We start from the raw sequence: 18,809 nt of genomic DNA on the forward strand, positions 1-18,809 counted from the left end.
GCGTCATCAGCCGCGCACGACGCCGAGCAGTTCGCGCGCTGCGAGTGTGATGCCGGGCGCAGTCAGGCCGAAATGCTCCATCAGCCATGCCGCGGAGCCAGTCGGCGCGAAGCCGGGGAAGCCGAGCATCCGCATCCGCACCGGCGCATTTGCCGCGCAGAATTCGGCGACCGCGCCGCCGAGGCCGCCCCGGGACAAGCCCTCCTCGACCGTGACGATCGCGCCGGTGCCGGCGGCGGCGGCGATCGCCTCGCCGTCGACCGGCGCGACCGTCGCCATGTTGACGACGCGGACCGACACGCCTTCGCTCGCCAGCGTCTCGGCCGCAGCGATCGCGTGGTGCACCGTGGTGCCGTTGGCGATGATCGCGAGGTCGTGCCCGTCGCGCAGCACTTCGGCCTGGCCGATGCGGAATACCGGATCGGTGCGGGTCAGCGCGGGGACGGGCATGCGGCTGAGGCGTATGTACACCGGGCCGTCGAATTCAGCGGCGGCCTTGATCGCCTCGGCGGTCTGCCATGGGTCGGCGGGGACGATCACGGTCAGCTTGTCGATCGCGCGCAGCCAGGCGACGTCCTCGATGCTGTGATGCGTGGCGCCGAGCTCGCCGTACGCGACGCCGCTGGAAATGCCGCAGAGCTTCACGTTGGCCTGGCTATAGGCGCAGTCGACCTTAATTTGCTCCATCGCACGCGCGGTAAGGAAGCAGGCGGCGCCGCTGACGAACGGAATTTTGCCGCCATTGGCGAGCCCGGCGCCGACGCCGACCATGTTCTGCTCGGCGATGCCGACGTTGACCAGCCTGGTCGGAAAACGGGTGCGGAAGGCGCCGAGTTTGGACGAGCCAACGGAGTCGTTGCACACCGCGACGATGCGATCGTCGGCAGCGGCGAGCTCTTCGAGCGTGCGGACATAGGCGTCGCGGCAGTCGAACAGGCCCGATGGGGCAGCAGCCGCGCTCATGCCGCCATCTCCGCTTCGAGTTCGCTGAGCGCGAGCGCATATTGATCGGCGTTGGGCACGCCGTGATGCCAGGCGGCGTTGTCGTGCATGTAGCTCACACCATTGCCCTTGAAGGTGTTGGCAATGATGCAGCGAGGTTTGTTGCGCGGTTCGGCTGCCGCATCGAAAGCGTCGATCAGCGCGCCGACGTCATGGCCGTCGAGCTCGACCACCTCCCAACCGAACGCGCGCCATTTGTCGGCGAGCGGTTCGAGCGCATTTGTGTCCTCGGTGCCGGCGCCCTGCTGGAGCCGGTTGCGGTCGACGATCAGCGTCAGGTTGCCGAGGCCGCGGTGGCCGGCGAACATAGCCGCTTCCCACATGCTGCCTTCCTGTAGCTCGCCGTCGCCGGTGAGCACGAACACCCGGTAGCCGGCCTGGTCGATCTGTCCGGCGGTGGCGATGCCGGTCGCGACTGGGAAGCCGTGGCCGAGCGGCCCAGTGTTGGTCTCGATCCCCGGCAGATACGTGCGGTTGGGGTGACCGTTGAGCCGCGATTCGGGCTTGAGATAGGTGTCGAGTTCGGCTTCGGGGAAGAAGCCCGCGCCCGCCAGCGCCGAGTAGAGCGCGCCAGTGCAATGCCCCTTGCTCAACACGAAGCGGTCGCGGTCCGGGGCGGCGGGATTTTTGGGATCAATTCGAAGAATGTCGAAATACAGGGTCGCAACGATATCGCTTGCCGACAGGTCACCGCCGGGATGGCCTTGACCTGCGTCGAAGATCATTTTCAGCAGGCGGCGGCGCATCCAATTGGCGCGTTCGCGGACGTGCGCGATGCGGACAGCCCGATCTGGCTGTGGCGCATTCTCGGCGCGCGATTCCACTGAACTCGACATGCTTTTTGCTCTCCTAAAATTTTCATAAGCGAATGGCGGAACAAACGCAAGCGATCGACTTTCGAATATCTTCATTTCGAAAGTACCGCGCAAAAATTGACAGGGCGTTGTGAGCCCCGCTAGATTGCTGTCTCGGCATCGCCAGCCTTGGCGCTCCGGCCGACAATAGGGGAGGGAGACGCTAAGTGTTTGAAACGTGCCGATCCATTTCGCCCCGTTGCCTTCTCGCCAGCGGGGTGCCGCGATGCCCGAGCCATCGGCGATGAGCTTCATCGGCCGCCCCAAGCTGCTCGGCGAGACGCGCCGCGCGAAGATTCTCGAATGGCTGCAGGAAGAAGGCAGCGCGCGTGTGCGCACGCTCGCCGAGGCGTTCGAAGTGTCCGAAGTGACGGTGCGGCAGGACCTCGAACGGCTCGAGGCCGATGGCCATATCGAACGCGAGCATGGCGGCGCGTTCCTCAAGTCGGTGCCGCACCAGGTGCGATCGATGGCGTTGCAGCACCAGGAAAACCTCGCCGCCAAGCAGCGCATCGGGCGCGCCGCGGCGACGCTGGTCGGCAATGGCGAGACGCTGATTTTTGATTCGGGATCGACCACCACCGAGGTCGCAGCGAACCTGCTGCAGCATCGCGACATGACGGTGATCACCAACGCGCTCAACATCGCGCTGATGCTCGGCGCGACCTCGGGGTTCGAGGTGCACATGACCGGCGGGCACTTCAAGGCGCCGACGCTGTCCTTGAGCGGGGAGCGCTCGGCCGATTATTTCGCGGGCCTGTTCGCACAGACGCTGTTCCTGGCGACCGCGGCGATCGACGTCGATGCCGGCCTCACCTTCCCGGCGCTGTCGGACATTTCGGTCAAGCGCGCGATGATCGCCGCGGCCGACACCGTCATCCTCGTCGCCGATTCGAGCAAGATCGGGGTGCGCTCCTTCTCGTCATTGGGCGGGCTCAACCTGATCAACACGCTGGTGACCGACGACGGCATCAGCGCCGCGCATCACGCCGCGATCGAAGCGGCCGGGGTCAAGGTGATCGTCGCCTAGCAGAAACGGCCGCTCGAGCCGCTGCGCTTTACCATTCGGATGAGGATATACGCATGAGCACGCAAAAATTCGGCGCAGGCATCTGGCATTTCGCGACCTTCGTCGATCGCTATGCCACCGACGGCTACGGCCCGCCGCGCAGCCTGATCGAGATGATCGACCTCGCCGGCACGGTCGACGATCTGTCGGTGGTCGACATCAACTATCCCTTCGTCGATCCCGACCTCTCGCTCGACGCGGTGAGCGCGGCGCTGACGCGCAACAACCTCTCGGTGATCGGCATCACGCCGGAAATCTACACGCGCCAGTTCGCCAAGGGCGCTTTCACCAACCCCGATCCCGGCATCCGCCGCCTCGCCAACGAGATGTGCAACGATGCCGCCCGCGTCGTGCGCCATTTCGGCGCGGATTACGTCAAACTGTGGCCGGGGCAGGACGGCTGGGACTATCCGTTCCAGGTCGATCACAGGAAATTGTGGCAGGCGAGCATGGACGGCGTCGGCGAGCTGGCGAGCCAGAACCCCGACCTCAAGTTCGTCATCGAATACAAGCCGCGTGAGCCGCGCGTGCATATGAGCTATGACAGCGTCGCGCGCACCTTGCTCGGGATCGAGAAGATCGGACTGCCCAATGTCGGCATCCTGCTCGACTTCGGCCATTCGCTCTATGGCGGCGAATCGCCAGCCGATGCGGCGCAGCTCGCGATCGATCATGGTCGGCTGTTCGGGATGGACGTGAACGACAATCTGCGGGGCTGGGACGACGATCTTATCGCCGGGTCGGTCCACCCGATCGAGCTGTTCGAATTCTTCTATACTTTGCGCAAGAACAAGTGGGAGGGCGTGTGGCAGCTCGACCAGTTCCCGTTCCGCGAGGACAGCGTTCAGGCGGCAAATGCCGCGATCGACTTCCTCAAGATGTGCGAACGCGCGCTCGACAAGCTCGATTTCGACGCGATGCAGGCCGCGCAGGATCGGCAGGATGCGGTGGCGACGATGCGGCTCGCGCGCGAAGCTTTATTCACCTCCTATTGACGGGTGACGCGCGGATCGATCGGCGGTAGAGCAATAGTATGATTATTTCCTCTGCCGCCGATTTCCGTGAGGCGGCGCGGCGCCGCTTGCCGCGCTTCCTATTCGATTATGCCGATGGTGGCGCCTATGCCGAGGAGACGCTGCGCCGCAACGTTAGCGATCTCGCCGGCATCGCGCTACGCCAGCGGGTGCTGAAAGACGTCGCGACGATCGACCTGAGCACGACGTTGTTCGGGCGGAAGCTCAGCCTGCCGGTCGGGCTCGGCCCGGTCGGAATTAGCGGCATGTATGCGCGGCGCGGCGAAGTGCTGGCCGCGCGTGCGGCGGCGAAGGCGGGGGTGCCGATGTGCCTGTCGACCGTCTCGATCTGCGGAATCGAGGAAGTCGCCGAGGTCGCCGACCCCTTCTGGTTCCAGCTCTACGTGATCCGCGACCGCGCCTTCATGAAGGATCTGATCGCGACCGCGAAAGCGTCGGGCGCCGAAGCGCTGATCTTCACCGTCGACATGCCCGTGCCCGGCGCGCGCTACCGCGATGCGCATTCGGGCATGTCGGGGCCGCATGCACCGTTCCGGCGGATGGTGCAGGCGATGACGCATCCTCGCTGGGCTTGGGACGTGGGGGTGCGTGGGCGGCCACATACGCTGGGCAATCTTGCGCCGGTTCTGGGCAAGGACAGCGGGCTCAATGACTACATGGGCTGGCTCGGCAGCAATTTCGACCCGTCGATCCAGTGGCGCGAACTCGAATGGATCCGCGCCGAATGGGACGGACCGCTGATCCTCAAGGGCATTCTCGACCCCGAAGATGCGCGCGAGGCGGCGGCGATCGGCGCGAACGGCATCGTCGTTTCGAACCATGGCGGGCGGCAACTCGATGGCGTGCTGTCGACCGCGCGTGCGCTGCCGGCGATCGCGGACGCGGTCGGCGATGCCCTGACCGTGCTGGTCGATGGCGGGGTGCGCAATGGGCTCGACGTCGTGCGGATGCTGGCGCTCGGCGCGCAGGGCGTGCTGCTGGGGCGGGCGTGGGTCTATGCGATGGCGGCGGCGGGCGAGGGCGGGGTGACGCAGCTGCTCGAGCTGATCGCCAAGGAAATGACGGTCGCGATGACGCTGACCGGGGTCAACCGGATCGGCGCGATCGGCCGCTCGATCCTCGTTCCGAACGAAGGACGATGATGAAGCTGCTCGAAGGCAAGACGGTGCTGGTCACCGGCGGATCGACCGGGATCGGCCGCGCGGCGGCGATCGGCGCCGCGCTGCACGGCGCCGATGTCGCGATCAACTATTATACGCGCGACGAGGATGCCGAGAGCTGCGTCGCCGAGATTGAGGCGCTCGGGCAGCGTGGCTTCGCGCTCAAGGGCGACGTGGCCTTGCCGGCGACGGCGACCGAGTTCGTCGCGCAGGCGCTCGAGCGGCTCGGAAAGGTCGACGTGCTGGTGTCGAACGCCGGCATCTGCCCGTTCCACGCCTTTCTCGACATGCCGGTCGATGTGTTCGAGCGCACCCAGCAGGTCAACATGCACGGCGCCTATTTCATGTGCCAGGCGGCGGCGCGGCAGATGGTTGAACAGGGGCATGGCGGAGCGATCGTCGCGGTGTCGTCGATCTCGGCGCTGGTCGGCGGCGAGTTCCAGACGCATTACACCCCAACCAAGGCGGGTGTGCATTCGCTGATGCAATCGGCGGCGATCGCGCTTGGCCGGCACGGCATCCGCTGCAACAGCGTGTTACCGGGCACGATCCTTACCGAGATCAACAAGGACGATCTCGCCGACCCCGAGAAGCGCAAGTACATGGAAACGCGCGTCCCGCTCGGTCGGCTCGGCGTGCCTGAAGATCTCGCGGGGCCGATCGTGTTTCTCGCATCAGACATGGCGGCCTATGTCACCGGCGCAGCGTTGCTGGTCGACGGCGGGATGTACGTGAACCTGCAATAATGTCGCTCTGCATGCCCGAGCCCGACGCGGGGGTGCTGGCGCGGCGCGCCGAGATCGTCGCGGCGATGCGCGCGATCGTGCCTGGCGAAGGCGTGATCGACCATGCCGACGGGCTACGGCCGTATGAGACCGACGGGCTCACCGCCTATCGCCAGCCACCGTTGGTTGTGGTGCTGCCTGAGACCGTCGCGCAGGTCGCGGCGGTGCTGCGCTGGTGCCGCGACCATGCCGTCAAGGTCGTGCCGCGCGGCGCGGGAACGTCGCTGTCGGGCGGCGCGCTGCCGCTCGCCGACGGCGTGCTGCTCGGCATGGCGAAGTTCAACCGCATCCTCCATGTCGATTATGCCGATCGCATCGCTATCGTGCAGCCCGGCGTCACCAACCTCGCGATTTCCCGCGCTGTCGAGGATGAAGGCTTCTATTACGCACCTGACCCGTCGAGCCAGATCGCCTGCACGATCGGCGGCAATGTCGCGGAGAATTCGGGCGGGGTGCATTGCCTCAAATACGGGGTGACCACCAACAACGTGCTCGGCGTCGAGCTGGTGACGATCGACGGCGAGGTGCTGCGGCTTGGCGGGCAGGGGCTCGAGAGCGCCGGGCTCGATCTGCTCGGGCTGGTAGTCGGGTCGGAAGGGCTGCTCGGCGTGGTGACCGAAGTCACCGTTCGCATCCTGCCGCGGCCCGAGACGGCGCGGGCGCTGCTGATCGGCTTTCCCGAGCTGGAAGGCGCCGGGCGCTGCGTCGGTGAGGTAATCGCGGCGGGCATCATCCCGGCGGGGATGGAGATGATGGACCGCGCCGCGATCCACGCTGCCGAGGCGTTCGTAAATGTCGGCTATCCGCTCGATGTCGAGGCGTTGCTGATCGTCGAGCTCGACGGTCCGGCGGCGGAATGCGCGCATCTGATCGAGGCGGTCGCGCGGATCGCGGAGGCGAACGGCGCATCCTCGATCCGCGCCTCGAGCGACGATACCGAGCGCATCGCCTTCTGGGCCGGGCGCAAGGCGGCGTTCCCGGCGGCGGGGCGGATTTCGCCCGACTATTTCTGCATGGACGGCACGATCCCACGGCGGCGGCTGCCCGATGTGCTGGCGCGAATGAAGCTGCTATCCGAGCAATACGGGCTGGGCGTGATCAACGTCTTCCATGCCGGCGACGGCAACCTTCATCCGATGGTGCTGTACGACGCGAATGTGCCCGGGCAGCTCGAGCTGGCCGAAGCGTTCGGGGCGGATATCCTGCGGCTGTGTGTCGAAGTCGGCGGGGTGTTGACCGGCGAGCATGGCGTCGGAGTTGAAAAGCGCGACCTGATGCCGGCAATGTTCTCGGCGATCGATCTCGCGCAGCAGGTCGAGTTGAAGCATGCCTTCGACCCGGCGGCGTTGCTCAACCCCGGCAAGGTCTTCCCGACGCTGCATCGCTGCGCCGAGCTGGGGCAGATGCACGTGCACGGCGGCAAGCTTCCATTTCCCGATCTGCCGCGACTATGAGCGTGATGCTGCGGCCGACCGATATCGGCGAGCTGTGCGACCTCGTGGCCGCATTTGCCGGGAAGGACGATCGGCTGTGCTTGCGCGGTGGTGGCAGCAAGGATGCGATCGGCGCGCCGACACCGGACGTGACCGTAGTCGATATGCGCGGCTTTTCGGGCGTGGTCGATTACGATCCGCCCGAGTTAGTGCTCACCGTGCGCGCGGGAACCCCGCTCGCCGAAGTGCAGGCGCTGGTCGCCGCGGAGAACCAGATGCTGGCGTTCGATCCCGAAGGGCTCGGCACCACCATCGGCGGCGTGATCGCGGCCGGCATGGCCGGGCCGCTGCGGCTGACGCGCGGCGGGGTGCGCGACCATCTGCTCGGATTCGAGGCGGTGTCCGGGCGCGGCGAGCGCTTCGTCGCGGGCGGCAAGGTCGTCAAGAACGTCACCGGCTTCGATCTGTCCAAGTTGATGGCGGGAAGCTGGGGACGTCTCGCTGCCCTGACCGAGGTGACATTGAAGGTAGTACCACGCCCCCAATTGCAACAAACGTTGTTGCTGCGCGGGCTGGACCCTGCAGCCGCGGTGGCGGTGATGGCGAGTGCGCTCGGCACCCCCGCCGAGCTTTCCGCGGCGGCGCATCTGGCATGGCACGGCGAGCCGGTCACCGCGCTACGGCTCGACGGTTTCGCGCCGTCGGTTGCCGCGCGGCGCGCGATGTTGGCGCGCGATGCACTGGCGGCGCTCGAACCGATCGATGACGACGAAGGCGATGCGCTGTGGGATGCGGTGCGCCACGTTCGCCCGCTTGCGTCGGCGCCGATCTTGTGGCGGATCGTCGTCGCGCCGAGCAAGGCGCCTGGCGTGATCATCGCGCTGCCCGGTGCAGCGTGGCTACTCGATTGGGCCGGCGGTCTGCTGTGGCTGGCGAGCGACTCGGACCCGGCCGATATCCGCCGTGTTGCGGAAGCGGGCGGCGGCCATGCGATGCTGGTGCGCGGCGATACCGCGCTTCGCGGCGCAGTGTCCGCGTTTCACCCGCGGTCGCCCGCGCTTACCGCGCTAGAAACGCGCGTGCGACGCGCGTTCGATCCGGCCGGCGTATTCGAGACGGGACGGTTTTAGCGCCATGCAGACGCACTTTACTCCCGATCAGCTCGCTGACCCCGCGATGGCGTCGTCCGAAAGCGTGATCCGCAAATGCGTGCATTGCGGCTACTGTACGGCGACCTGCCCGACCTATGTCTTGCTCGGCGACGAGCTCGATAGCCCGCGCGGGCGGATCTACATGATGAAGGACATGCTCGAGAACGATCGCACGCCGAGTGCCGAAGTCGTCAAGCATGTCGATCGCTGCCTCTCGTGCCTCGCGTGCATGACGACGTGCCCGTCAGGCGTAAACTATATGCACCTGGTCGACCATGCGCGGGCCTATATTCAGGAGCGCTTTGATCGTCCGTGGCACCAGCGGCTGGTGCGGTGGCTGCTGGCACTGGTGCTGCCGCATCCCGGGCGCTTTCGCGCGGCACTTAGACTTGCACGGCTCGTGCGGCCGTTCGTGCCGCTGGTCGATCGCTTCGCTTCGCTGAGACCGTTTGCGGCAATGCTGCGGATGGCACCCGCGAGCATTCCCGCCAAGGCACCCGCGCTATCATCATCGGTTGCCGGCAGGCGGGGGCGCGTCATACTGTTGCAGGGGTGCGCCGAGCCGGTGCTGCGCCCGCAATATCGCGCTGCCGCGGTGCGTGTGCTCAACCGCGCCGGGTATGACGCAGTGTTTGCAGCGGGCGAGCAGTGCTGCGGCGCCCTAGTCCACCACATGGGGCGCGAAAATGAAAGCCGCGACGCTGCCCGGCGCAACGTCGATGCCTGGACGCGCGAGATCGAGCAGGATGGCCTCGCCGCGATCGTGGTCACCGCCTCGGGCTGTGGCACGACGATCAAGGATTACGGGTTCTTGCTGCGCGACGATCCGGCCTATGCCGCCAAGGCGGCGCGCGTTTCGGCGCTCGCGCGCGACATTTCCGAAGTGCTGATCGATGGCAACCTGCCGCTCGGCGACGGGCATGGTCTTACCGTCGCCTATCACGCCGCTTGTTCGCTACAGCACGGGCAGAAGGTGAACGAGGCGCCCAAGCGCCTGCTCGCCGCCGCGGGCTTTATCGTGCGCACACCGATCGAGGCGCATCTGTGCTGCGGCTCGGCCGGGACCTACAACATCCTTCAGCCCGAGATTGCGGCGCAGCTCGGCGATCGCAAAGTTGCCAACATCGCGCGGCTTGGTGCCGACGTCATCGGCACCGGCAATATCGGCTGCGCGGTGCAGATCGCGCAGCGCAGCGGCACCCCCGTCGTCCACACGATCGAATTGATCGACTGGGCCACCGGCGGGCCGATGCCAGCCGAACTGGCAGGCACGATTTAACCGATCGACTCCATGCAAAGATTGACGCAGCCAATTTGTCATATAATACACGCAGCTCAAGGAGAGAGATGCGTGGGCTTGCCCAAGATTAAACATGTCCGGGCTTTCATGGTTCGCGGCGGTGGCGCCGATTATCACGACCAGGGCGAAGGTCATTGGATCGACGATCACATCGCCACGCCGATGAGCCGCTATCCCGAATACCGCCAGTCGCGGCAGAGCTTCGGCATCAACGTGCTTGGCACGTTGGTGGTCGAGCTCGAGGCCGACGACGGTACGACCGGCTTTGCCGTCACCACCGGTGGCGAGCCCGCCTGCTACATCGTCGAGAAGCATCTTTCGCGCTTCCTCGTCGGCCGCAACCCGGCCGAGTATGAGAAGATCTGGGATCAGATGTACTTCTCGACGCAATATTACGGCCGCAAGGGGCTGGTGATCAACGCGATCTCGGGCGTCGACTTGGCGCTGTGGGACTTGCTCGGCAAGCTGCGGCAGGAGCCGGTCTATCACATGCTTGGCGGCGCGGTGCGCGACGAGCTGCAATTCTACGCGACCGGCGCGCGACCCGATATCGCCAAGGAATTGGGCTTCATCGGCGGCAAGATGGCGCTGCACCACGGACCCGCCGAGGGCGAGGAGGGGCTGCACAAGAACATCGCCACGCTCGCCGACATGCGCGAGAAGGTCGGGCCCGATTTCTGGCTGATGCTCGATTGCTGGATGGCGCTCGACGTCAATTACGCGACCAGGCTGGCGCTCGCGGCGCAGGAGCATGGCCTGAAATGGATCGAGGAAGCGCTCAGCCCCGACGATTACTGGGGCTATGCCGAACTCAAGCGCAACGTGCCCAAGGGCATGCTCGTCACCACCGGCGAGCATGAGGCGACGCGCTGGGGCTTCCGCATGCTGCTCGAGATGGAGTGTTGCGACATTATCCAGCCCGATGTCGGCTGGTGCGGCGGCGTGACCGAATTGCTCAAGATCTCGGCGCTCGCCGATGCGCATGGCAAGATGGTCGTGCCGCACGGATCGTCGGTGTACAGCTATCATTTCGTCATCACGCGGCACAATTCGCCCTTCGCCGAATTTCTGATGATGCACCCTGGGCCGACCGAGGTCGTGCCGATGTTCGCGCCGCAATTGCTTGGCGAACCGGTACCGGTGAACGGCCGGATCAAGGGCTCGGCGCTCGACAAGCCCGGCTTCGGCGTCGAGCTCAACCACGAGATCGCGCTGCACCGCCCCTATTCCAATTGAGAGAGATCCTTCGATGAAACTGTGTCGTTATGGTGCCGCGGGCGCCGAGAAGCCCGGCCTGATCGATGCCGAGGGCCGCATCCGCGACCTCTCCGGCCATGTCGCAGATCTCACCGGTGCCGAAATCGGCGCCGCGGGCCTCGCGCGCCTGAAGGCGATCGACCCGGCCTCGCTGCCGCTGGTGGAGGGCACGCCGCGTTATGGCCCGCCAGTCGCCGGCACGCGCCAGTTCGTCGCCATTGGCCTCAACTATGCCGATCACGCCGCGGAATCGAACCTGCCGATCCCGTCGGAGCCGGTCGTGTTCAACAAGTGGATCACCTGCATCCAGGGGCCGAACGACCCCGTCACGATCCCCCGCGGTTCGAAGAAGACCGACTGGGAAGTCGAGCTCGGCGTGATCATCGGCACACGCGCCTCCTACGTGGAGGAAGCCGACGCGCTGGACCATGTCGCGGGCTATTGCACGATCAACGATGTGTCCGAGCGCCATTGGCAGACCGAGCGCGGGCCGACGTGGGACAAGGGCAAGGGCTTCCCGACCTTCGGTCCGATCGGCCCATGGCTGGTCACCGCCGACGAGGTCGGCGATCCGCAGGCACTGTCGATGTGGCTCTCGGTCAACGGCAAGCGCGTCCAGGACGGCGGCACGGCGACGATGATCTTCACCGTCGCGCAGATCGTGTCGTACCTCTCGCAATTCATGGTGCTCGAGCCGGGCGACGTGATTACGACGGGTACCCCGCCGGGCGTCGGCCTCGGCCAGAAGCCCGAGCCGTGGTATCTCAAGGCGGGCGACGTGGTCGAGCTCGGCATCGAGAAGCTCGGCGCGCAACGCCAGGACTTCGTCGCCTGGGAAGCCGGCAAGTGAGCGTCTACGCGGGCCGCTTCGCTGGCCGCACAGCGATCATCACCGGCGGTGCGTCGGGTCTTGGCAAGGATGTCGCCAAGCGCATCGTCGCCGAGGGCGGCACGGTCGCGCTATGGGATCTAAACCCGGAAACGGTCGCCGCCGCCAAGGACGAGGTCGGCGCGACGCATACCGTCGCAATCGACGTCTCCTATCAGGCGGCGGTCGAAGCGGCTGCTGCGGAAAGTGCCGCCGCGCTCGGCAAGATCGACATCCTCGTCTGCTCGGCCGGCATCACCGGCGCGACCGGGCCGGTCCACGAATATCCGCTCGACAGTTGGCGCCGCGTGATCGACATCAACCTCAACGGCTTGTTCTATTGTTGTCGCGCGGTCGTGCCGCTGATGCTCGAGAACGGCTATGGCCGGATCGTCAACATGGCCTCGGTCGCGGGCAAGGAGGGCAATCCCAATGCCTCGGCCTATTCGGCATCGAAGGCCGGCGTGATCGGGCTGACCAAATCGCTCGGCAAGGAGCTGGCGACCAAGGGGATCATCGCCAACGCGCTGACGCCGGCGACCTTCGAAAGCCCGATCCTCGACCAGCTTCCCAAGAGCCAGGTCGATTACATGCGCGGCAAGATCCCGATGGGCCGGCTGGGCGAAATCCCGGAGTCGACCGCAATGGTCTGCTTCATGGCGAGCGAGGAGTGCAGCTTCACCACTGCCTCGACCTTCGACACCTCGGGCGGGCGGACGACCTTCTAGCATGCCCGAGCGTTTGCCCTTCATCGACGCGCACGTGCATCTGTGGGATCTGGCGGCTCTCCGCTACCCATGGCTGATGCCGCCGTTCGCCGATGACGGGCCGAACGGCAGCGTCGCGGCGATCGCGCAGACCTATCTGCTCGATGATTATCTGGCAGACGCATCGGGCTGGGACGTGCGCGGCGTGGTACATGTCGATGCCGGGGCCGACGCGGGCGACGCGCTGAAGGAAACCGACTGGCTGCAGGCGATGGCGGACGGTCGCGGCTTGCCGAACGGCATCGTCGCGTTCGCCGCGCTCGACGATCCCGAAATCAAGCGCGTGCTGGCGGCGCAGGCGGCACGCCCGAACGTCCGCGGCATCCGCCAGATCGTCAACTGGCACCCCGATCCGCAGCGCACCTATACGCCGCGCGACCTGACCACCGACGAGCGCTGGACCGCGGGGTTTTCTTTGCTGCACAAGCATGGCCTCAGCTTCGACCTGCAGGCGTATCCTGGGCAGTTCCCGCGCCTTGCAGCGACGATCGCGACCCAGCCGACGACGCCGGTGATCATTAATCATGCCGGGATGATGCTGGGCGAGGCCGGACATGACGAATGGCAGCTCGGCATGATGGCGCTTGCCGCCTTGCCCAACGTGTCGGTCAAGATTTCCGGGATCGGCTTTGCCTTCCGGCCGTGGAGCATCGATCAGGCGCGGCGCTACGTGCTCGAGACGATCGACCTATTCGGGGTCGACCGCGTGATGTTCGCCAGCGATTTCCCGACCGACAAACTGTTCGGCGGGTTCGATGAGCATCTCGATACCTATAACGCGATCGTCGCCGACTTCAGCGACGACGAGCGTCGGGCGATGTTCGCCGGCAATGCCAACCGTATCTATCGCCTGGGAATTTCCTTGTGACCGCGCCTCCGGGCCTGAGCGTGGTCGACCTGCGCACCGAATATACTGTCGAGCTGCTCGGCACCGAAGTCGCGCTGCCGCGGCTGTCGTGGCGGCTGGAGTCCGGCGAGCGCGGCGTTGAGCAGGCGAGCTATCGCGTTCGCGCGGCGGCGAGTGCCGAAGCGCTGGACGGTACACTTACCCCCCCGTTCACCCTGAGACTGTCGAAGGGCACCCGTCCGCTTGAGACCGGCGCGCTTGATGAGAGCAGAGCGTCGACAGGCTCCGCTAGACCGGATGCAGCGTTGCTGTTCGACAGCGGCGTGATCGCCAGCTCGGCGCAACTCGACATCGCTTATGCCGGGCCACCGCTCGTCGCGATGCAGCGCGTCTGGTGGTCGGTCGAAGTCACCGACACGAACGGGCGGATCGCGCGTTCGGCGCCGACCTGGTTTGAAACCGGCCTCGCCGACGATGACTGGCGCGCGGACTGGATCGTGGCCGAGGACACACTCGCCGCCGCCGACCGCGCGGCGGGGCTCGCCTGGGTGTGGAGCGAAACGCCGCTCGACGATCGCCCGCACGCCTTCCGACTGGATTTCGACGCGGCGGACGACGTTGTGTCGGCTGACATCCTAATCGCGGGCAAGGACCATCTGCGTGGCGTGTGGGTCAACGGCGTGGCATCCGATCTGCCACGTCCGTTCGGCTGGGACACGATGCTGCCGTTCTGGGGCACGCTCGAGGCCTATGCCGGTACGGTCCAGCCGGGCCGCAACAGCATCTGCGCGCTGATCGAGGCGGATACGGTCGGCTTCTTCCCGGTCGACGGCGGCGCCTTTGCCGCGCTGATCCGGCTGCACCACGCCGATGGCCGGATCGAGCGGGTCGTCAGCGGTCCGGCGTGGCGGTTCGCGCCGAACCCGCCCGTCGGCTGGACCGAAGCGAGCTTCGACGCGAGCGACTGGCAAATTGCGGTCGCAAGCGGTGCGGACGTCCACAACGATCCGCGACCGCCCGAGCCGGCGACGCTGTTGCGCACTGGCTTCACGCCTGCTCAGCCGGTGGTCGCGGCGCGACTCTACGCCACCGCGCTCGGTGCCTATGATGCGCGGATCAACCGGCGTGCGGTGTCGACTGCGATCCTCGCGCCGGAAATGACCGTCGCGCAGGACCATATTCTGTATCAAGTCCATGATGTCACCGATCTCATCGTGCCGGGCGAGAATGCGCTCGGCGCGATCATTGCGGACGGCTGGTACGCCAGCGCGTTCGGGTGGCGGATCGAGCGCTATGGCTTTGGGCCGGCTCCGCGTCGCTTCCGCGCGCAATTGCGGCTCGACTATGCCGATGGCACCAGCGCCTGGGTAACGACCGGCGAGGACTGGCGCGTTGCCGCGTCGGAGATCGTGCAGTCGGAAATCTATGACGGCGAGTCGGTCGATCTCCGGCTGGCGATGCCCGGCTGGGATTTGCCCGGCTTCGATGCTTCGGGTTGGGCATCCGCGCAGCGTGGTGCGACACCGACAACGCAGGTCGTGGCGCAGACCTCCCCGGCGCTCGAACGCACGCGTGAAATGTGCGCGGTCGCGGTCACCGAGCCGGTGGCGGGACGCTACGTCTTTGATTTCGGGCAGAATTTCTCGGGCTGGGTGCGGATCGCCGCCGAGGGGCCGGCGGGCACCACAATCACCGCCAAGTTCGCGGAGTTGCTCAACTCTGACGGCACGACCGATCTCAGCAACCTGCGGCTCGCCAAGGCGACCGATAGCGTCGTCCTCGCCGGCGGTGGCGTCGAGACGTTCGAGCCGCGCTTCACCTATCACGGCTTTCGCTATGTTGAGATCGAAGGCTTTCCCGGCATTCCCACGCGCGAGGAGGTCGTGGGGGTGGTCGTCCACAGCGCGTGCCGCGAAACCGGCACGATCGATTTCCTCGATGCGCCGCTGCTCCAGACGATTTGGCAGAACGCCTTGTGGAGCCAGCGCTCGAACTTCTTCAGCGTGCCGACCGATTGCCCGCAGCGCGACGAGCGCATGGGATGGATGGGCGACATCCAAGTGTTCCTCGATGCCGCGGCGTTCAACATGGAGGTCGACCCCTTCATTCGCCGCTTCCTGCTCGAGGCGCGCGCGGCGCAGCGGCCCGATGGCGCCTATCCGATCGTCGTGCCGCAACCCTTGTCCTTCCCCGACGTGGTGACGGCCGGGTGGAGCGAGGCGGGGATCATCCTGCCGTGGCAGCTGTGGCAACGCTATGGCGACACCGCGGTGATCGACGAGAACTGGGCGGCGATGGAGGCGTGGATGGCCTATGTCGTGCGCGGCAACCCCGATCATGTCTGGCGGAACGATCGAGGGCTCGATCTCGGCGACTGGCTGTCGGTCGATGCGATCAAGCCCGATGACGAGACCACGCCGCGCGTTTTGTGCGCCACCGCCTATTGGGCTTGGTGCGCCGAGCTGATGGCGGCGATGGCGCGCGCGACCGGGCGCGTCGCCGATGCGGCACGCTATGACGCGCTGCACATGGCGATCCGCGGCGCGTTCGTTGCGGAATTCGTGCGCGACGACGGTGTGGCCGGCAACGGCAGCCAAACGAGTCAGGTCTTGGCGCTCCACATGCGCCTCGTGCCCGCACCGCAGCGCGCCGCGGCCGCGCAGGTGCTCGCCGCGGACATCCGCGCGCGCGGGATGAAGCTCTCGACCGGCTTCCTCGGCACGCCCTATCTGCTCGACGTCCTCGCCGATGCCGGCCTGTGGGACGAAGTATCGGGGCTGCTGCTGCAGACCGCCTATCCGAGCTGGGGCTACATGCCCGAGACCGGCGCCACCACGATGTGGGAACGCTGGAACGGTGACGTAGGCGACCTTTCGATGAACAGTTACAATCATTACGCCTTCGGCGCGGTCGTCGGCTTCTTCTACCGTCGCCTCGCCGGGATCGCGCCTGCCGCACCGGGGTTCGGGCGGATTGCAGTGCGGCCGGTCTGGCTGCCCGCGGTCGGCCGTGTGTCCGCGCGCTACGATTCCGTGGTCGGAACGATCGCTACAGCAACCGAGGGTGACGCGAGCGGCCTGACCGGGCTGAGCCTCTCAACTCCGCCCAATACCATCGCCGAGGTAGAATTGCCCGCCGGCAGAACTTGGCGCGAGAACGGCGTCGTGCTCGACGCGCATCCCGACATTCGCAATATCCGCCATCACGGCGACCTCGTCCGCTTCGAGGTTGGCTCGGGCGACTATCGCTTCACGCTATAATATAATCGAGAGGAATGCCCTGTGGCCACGCTAGGTCTGATCCATAATTCGGCGACTTTGGTGCCGGTGTTCAACGAAATCGCGGCACGGCTGATCCCCGATGTGCGCATCCTGCACTTCGTCGATGAAAGCACGATCAAGAACACGATTGCCGCCGGTCATCTGGAAAAGGCGACGATGCGGCGCGTGATCAATCTGGTCGGCTCGACCTTCGATGCCGGCTGCGACGTCGCCTTGGTGACCTGCTCATCGATCGGCGCGGCGGTCGACATGGCGGCGGCGCTCTATGACCAGCCGGTGCTGCGCGTCGATCGCGCGATGGCAGAAAAAGCGGTCGCGACGGGCACACGCATCGGCGTCGTCGCCACGCTGTCGACCACGCTCGACCCGACAGTGGAGCTGATCCGCCGCGTTGCCGCCGAGCAGGGCAAGCAGGTCGAGATCGTCGCGCACGTTTGCGAGGGCGCGTTCGCCGCGGTGATGGCCGGCGACGGGGCGACGCATGACCGGATAGTCGGCGCGGCGCTGACCGAGACGATGCAAGGCATGGACGTGATCGTGTTGGCGCAGGCCTCGATGGCGCGCGTCGTGGCGGCGTTGCCGGCGGGTGCCGTTGCTGCGCCCGTGCTGGCGAGCCCAGAACTCGGCATCGCGCATGCGCGCGACGTGCTGGCGGCGCTGGCAAAGTGAAGAAGCGGCATCTCGTTCTCGGGTTGCTGGGGGCGCTGTCGATCATCACCTTCGTCGATCGGCTGGCGATCGCGGTGACCGGGCCGTCGATCCAGAAGGATCTCGGCATCCGGCCCGATCAATGGGGCTGGGTTCTCGGTGCTTATGTCATCGCCTATGCCGTGTTCGAGATTCCTTCAGGCGCGATGGGCGATGCCAAGGGCTATCGGCGCGAGCTGACGCGGATCACGATCTGGTGGTCGGTGTTCACCGCGGCCACCGCCTTCTGCCGCAACTTCTGGCAATTGACCGGCGCGCGCTTCCTGTTCGGGCTGGGGGCGGCGGGGGCGTATCCCAATATGTCGGGGGTGCTGTATCGCTGGCTGCCCGCGCGCGAACGGGCGCGCGGGCAGGGGGTGATCTGGGCGGCGAGCCGGTTCGGCGGCGCGCTGGCGCCGTTGCTGCTGGTGCCGTTGCAGGCCACGTTCGGCTGGCGCGCGGTGTTTCTGGCGCTGGGGCTGCTCGGTTTCGTCTGGGCGATCGTCTGGCGTGGCTGGTTCCGTGATCGGCCGGCGGACCAGCCCGGCATCACGCCGGAGGAGGTCGCCGAGATCGGTGGCGACGACGCGGCGGGCGGGCATCTCGGCACGCCGTGGCGCAAGCTGCTCGGGCTGCCGCAGCTCTGGCTGATCGCGCTGGCGTACAGCTTCTATGCGTTCGGGAGCTGGTTCTTCTTCAACTGGTTCCCGACCTGGATGGTCAAGGGCGCGGGCTTCACCGTCGGCGAGATGGGCTTGTATGGCTCGATCCCGTTCCTGCTTGGCGTCGTCGGAAATCTGGCGGGCGGCGTGCTGTGCGATCGGCTGGCGCAGCGGATCGGGATCCGGCGGGCGTACAGCCTGATCGCTGGCGTGTGCCTCACTGCGACCGCCGGTCTGTTGTTCGCGATGAGCCTGGCCACCGGCAAGGTCGCGATCGTGGTGCTGGCGGGGGGAGCGTTCATGGTGATGGACCTGATGCTGCCCGCCGCCTGGGCGATGTGCATGGCGATCGGTGGGCGCTACGGCGGCACGGCGAGCGGGGTGATGAACACTGCGGGCAATCTCGGCGGGTTCATCTGCTCGGTGGCGTTTGGATATGTCGTTTCGGCGACGGGCAATTACGGCCTGCCGTTGCAGGGCGTCGCAGTGATGGTGCTGGTTGCCGCCGGGATCTTCGCTTTGGTCGATTGCACCAAGGGGTTCGACCATAAGGTGACAGCGGATTTGCTGGGCCGGTAAGCTCATAGTTGCTTGAGATCATAATGGCATAAGTGTCGTTTGTAGGACAGAGCGGGGCGCAGACGCGGTGACT

16 protein-coding genes are annotated in these 18,809 nt (G+C 66.3%); 14 read left to right on the plus strand and 2 right to left on the minus strand.

The features are described 5' to 3' along the window. Positions 1–6: 6 nt before the first annotated feature. On the minus strand, positions 7–963 hold the full coding sequence (locus EAH76_RS15480) for a transketolase family protein (protein ID WP_140851180.1): 957 nt from the start codon (positions 961–963) through the stop codon (positions 7–9). After that, positions 960–2,111: a transketolase gene (locus EAH76_RS15485; RefSeq protein ID WP_241659719.1), complete on the minus strand. Its 1,152-nt coding sequence runs from the start codon at positions 2,109–2,111 to the stop codon at positions 960–962. Before EAH76_RS15485 ends, EAH76_RS15480 begins: the two co-directional genes overlap by 4 nt. Here EAH76_RS15485 and EAH76_RS15490 point away from each other — a divergent pair. The 14 genes from EAH76_RS15490 (at position 2,083) to EAH76_RS15555 (ending at position 18,736) form a co-directional block, all read left to right on the plus strand. Continuing rightward, the gene (locus EAH76_RS15490) at positions 2,083–2,886 is read left to right on the plus strand and encodes a DeoR/GlpR family DNA-binding transcription regulator (RefSeq protein ID WP_241659720.1); all 804 of its coding nucleotides are present in this window, start codon (positions 2,083–2,085) and stop codon (positions 2,884–2,886) included. The two genes, EAH76_RS15485 and EAH76_RS15490, sit on opposite strands and share 29 nt — an antisense overlap. 53 nt (positions 2,887–2,939) lie before the next feature. Further along, positions 2,940–3,920, plus strand: coding sequence for a sugar phosphate isomerase/epimerase family protein (locus EAH76_RS15495; protein ID WP_140851181.1), 981 nt, complete (start codon positions 2,940–2,942; stop codon positions 3,918–3,920). 38 nt (positions 3,921–3,958) lie between these two features. Next, the gene (gene lldD / locus EAH76_RS15500) at positions 3,959–5,101 is read left to right on the plus strand and encodes an FMN-dependent L-lactate dehydrogenase LldD (protein ID WP_140851182.1); all 1,143 of its coding nucleotides are present in this window, start codon (positions 3,959–3,961) and stop codon (positions 5,099–5,101) included. Then, positions 5,101–5,865 carry an SDR family NAD(P)-dependent oxidoreductase gene (locus EAH76_RS15505; protein WP_140851332.1) on the plus strand — a complete coding sequence of 255 codons (765 nt, stop codon included), beginning with the start codon at positions 5,101–5,103 and terminating at the stop codon, positions 5,863–5,865. Before lldD ends, EAH76_RS15505 begins: the two co-directional genes overlap by 1 nt. A gap of 11 nt (positions 5,866–5,876) precedes the next feature. After that, a complete protein-coding gene (locus tag EAH76_RS15510) occupies positions 5,877–7,358 on the plus strand; it encodes an FAD-linked oxidase C-terminal domain-containing protein (RefSeq protein ID WP_241659721.1) in 1,482 nt (493 codons plus the stop codon). After that, complete coding sequence (gene glcE / locus EAH76_RS15515; RefSeq protein WP_241659722.1) at positions 7,355–8,467, plus strand: glycolate oxidase subunit GlcE; 1,113 nt, start codon at positions 7,355–7,357, stop codon at positions 8,465–8,467. Before EAH76_RS15510 ends, glcE begins: the two co-directional genes overlap by 4 nt. Positions 8,468–8,471: 4 nt before the next feature. Then, positions 8,472–9,767 (plus strand): glycolate oxidase subunit GlcF, encoded by a 1,296-nt coding sequence (gene glcF / locus EAH76_RS15520; RefSeq protein WP_140851184.1) that lies wholly within the window; start codon positions 8,472–8,474, stop codon positions 9,765–9,767. Positions 9,768–9,839: 72 nt separating this feature from the next. Beyond that, complete coding sequence (gene rhmD, locus EAH76_RS15525) at positions 9,840–11,024, plus strand: L-rhamnonate dehydratase (RefSeq protein ID WP_140851185.1); 1,185 nt, start codon at positions 9,840–9,842, stop codon at positions 11,022–11,024. Between the two features lie 13 nt (positions 11,025–11,037). Next, positions 11,038–11,895 (plus strand): fumarylacetoacetate hydrolase family protein, encoded by an 858-nt coding sequence (locus EAH76_RS15530; RefSeq protein WP_140851186.1) that lies wholly within the window; start codon positions 11,038–11,040, stop codon positions 11,893–11,895. Continuing rightward, positions 11,892–12,641 carry an SDR family NAD(P)-dependent oxidoreductase gene (locus EAH76_RS15535; protein WP_140851187.1) on the plus strand — a complete coding sequence of 250 codons (750 nt, stop codon included), beginning with the start codon at positions 11,892–11,894 and terminating at the stop codon, positions 12,639–12,641. Before EAH76_RS15530 ends, EAH76_RS15535 begins: the two co-directional genes overlap by 4 nt. Before the next feature lies 1 nt (position 12,642). Continuing rightward, complete coding sequence (locus EAH76_RS15540) at positions 12,643–13,548, plus strand: amidohydrolase family protein (protein WP_140851188.1); 906 nt, start codon at positions 12,643–12,645, stop codon at positions 13,546–13,548. Continuing rightward, entirely contained in the window at positions 13,545–16,787 is a 3,243-nt protein-coding gene (locus EAH76_RS15545) for an alpha-L-rhamnosidase (RefSeq protein ID WP_140851189.1), read from the plus strand. The genes EAH76_RS15540 and EAH76_RS15545 overlap by 4 nt, the downstream gene beginning before the upstream one ends. Positions 16,788–16,808: 21 nt before the next feature. Next, positions 16,809–17,477, plus strand: a complete 669-nt coding sequence (locus EAH76_RS15550; protein WP_140851190.1) for an aspartate/glutamate racemase family protein — start codon at positions 16,809–16,811, stop codon at positions 17,475–17,477. After that, positions 17,474–18,736, plus strand: a complete 1,263-nt coding sequence (locus EAH76_RS15555; RefSeq protein ID WP_140851191.1) for an MFS transporter — start codon at positions 17,474–17,476, stop codon at positions 18,734–18,736. Before EAH76_RS15550 ends, EAH76_RS15555 begins: the two co-directional genes overlap by 4 nt. Positions 18,737–18,809 lie beyond the last annotated feature (73 nt).

The organism is Sphingomonas glacialis, from assembly GCF_006439055.1.
GTDB lineage: Bacteria > Pseudomonadota > Alphaproteobacteria > Sphingomonadales > Sphingomonadaceae > Sphingomonas > Sphingomonas glacialis_A.

Excerpts from the sequence above, each read along its gene's own strand:
- EAH76_RS15480 (WP_140851180.1), bottom strand. The coding sequence starts at position 963 with ATGAGCGCGGCTGCTGCCCCATCGGGCCTGTTCGACTGCCGCGACGCC.
- EAH76_RS15490 (WP_241659720.1), top strand. The coding sequence starts at position 2,083 with ATGCCCGAGCCATCGGCGATGAGCTTCATCGGCCGCCCCAAGCTGCTC.
- EAH76_RS15485 (WP_241659719.1), bottom strand. The coding sequence starts at position 2,111 with ATGAAGCTCATCGCCGATGGCTCGGGCATCGCGGCACCCCGCTGGCGA.
- EAH76_RS15495 (WP_140851181.1), top strand. The coding sequence starts at position 2,940 with ATGAGCACGCAAAAATTCGGCGCAGGCATCTGGCATTTCGCGACCTTC.
- lldD (WP_140851182.1), top strand. The coding sequence starts at position 3,959 with ATGATTATTTCCTCTGCCGCCGATTTCCGTGAGGCGGCGCGGCGCCGC.
- EAH76_RS15505 (WP_140851332.1), top strand. The coding sequence starts at position 5,101 with ATGAAGCTGCTCGAAGGCAAGACGGTGCTGGTCACCGGCGGATCGACC.
- EAH76_RS15510 (WP_241659721.1), top strand. The coding sequence starts at position 5,877 with ATGCCCGAGCCCGACGCGGGGGTGCTGGCGCGGCGCGCCGAGATCGTC.
- glcE (WP_241659722.1), top strand. The coding sequence starts at position 7,355 with ATGAGCGTGATGCTGCGGCCGACCGATATCGGCGAGCTGTGCGACCTC.
- glcF (WP_140851184.1), top strand. The coding sequence starts at position 8,472 with ATGCAGACGCACTTTACTCCCGATCAGCTCGCTGACCCCGCGATGGCG.
- EAH76_RS15530 (WP_140851186.1), top strand. The coding sequence starts at position 11,038 with ATGAAACTGTGTCGTTATGGTGCCGCGGGCGCCGAGAAGCCCGGCCTG.
- EAH76_RS15540 (WP_140851188.1), top strand. The coding sequence starts at position 12,643 with ATGCCCGAGCGTTTGCCCTTCATCGACGCGCACGTGCATCTGTGGGAT.